General features: G+C 51.8%; 2 protein-coding genes. One reads left to right on the forward strand and one right to left on the reverse strand.

Annotated features, from left to right (window positions below; genetic code table 11):
• A partial coding sequence (locus J5224_RS29905; RefSeq protein WP_264628686.1) for a type II toxin-antitoxin system HicB family antitoxin occupies positions 1–213 on the forward strand: 213 nt, incomplete at its 5' end.
• Between the two features lie 237 nt (positions 214–450).
• On the opposite strand, the gene J5224_RS29910 is transcribed toward J5224_RS29905, so the two are convergent.
• Positions 451–1,011: pyrroline-5-carboxylate reductase family protein (locus J5224_RS29910; RefSeq protein WP_264628687.1), on the reverse strand; the 561-nt coding region annotated here is incomplete at its 5' end.

The following is a 1,011-nucleotide window of genomic DNA, read 5'->3' on the forward strand; positions in this document are numbered from 1 at the left end:
TACAAAGATGATGAAGATTGCCAGGGTGGCATATGGGGTTTCGTTGATATCGATACCACTAAATATGAAGGTAAAGCAATAAAGTTGAACATTACTTTGCCGCAAAATCTTTTAAAACGCATTGATGATTATGTTAGCAGTAACGGTGAGTTTTCCAGCCGCAGCGGATTTATCGCTGAGTTGGCCCGACGTGAATTATTGAAGCATTCTTAAAATAACATTCCCTTACTCGAATCATTAAAGCCCACAATGTGGGCTTTTTTTTATCATTCATAATGCAGCCCCTCCAGCTTTTAGTACCACTGTCAGTGGCGACTTTACGTGTCTGTCAGGGAGGGGATTACGAGAGTAGTTACCTGCGCAACAAGTGGTCGTTGGGCTGCGCGAGGCGTTCGTGCATACAGCCCAACGTAGAGCGAACCACCTAACCAGACCCTGGCAGCCTGACGTTTAGCGTGAATTCGCCAGCGCGGTGGTACGTTTCACGGCCGCCAGTACGCTGCGTTGCAGCCCGGCAGCAAAATCGCTGTTATTCAGTTCATACAAGCCGTGCATGCCGACGCCTGCGGGCGAATTGTTGATATCCAGCAGTTGGCGTGGGTGTTTTCCGCTTAAACGTAGCATTTCTACTGCGCCCAGCAGATTTTCCTGCACCACCTTGGTTGCCAGCGGGCGCGGCAACCCTGCCAGCACACCGGCATCGGTCAGCGATTCGATAAAGTAGTAAATATAGTTCGGTCCCGCCACGCCAAAGCCGGTGAAGACATCGATCAGACGCTCCTCCAGATACAGCACTTTGCCGAATGCGGTGAAGAACCCATCAAGCTTTTCAGCCTGCGCATGTTGATTGAGCGTCACGCCGCTATAGCCATAGCCGGTGTCGGTCAGAGTATTCGGAATCACGCGGGCGATGGCGCGCGTTTCACCCAACAGTGCCGTCAACTGCGCCAGCGTAACCCCGGCCACAATGGAGATAACCGTGCTGTGCGCTGAGGCAAGCTGGTTAATGCG

Source organism: Candidatus Symbiopectobacterium sp. NZEC135, from assembly GCF_025962695.1.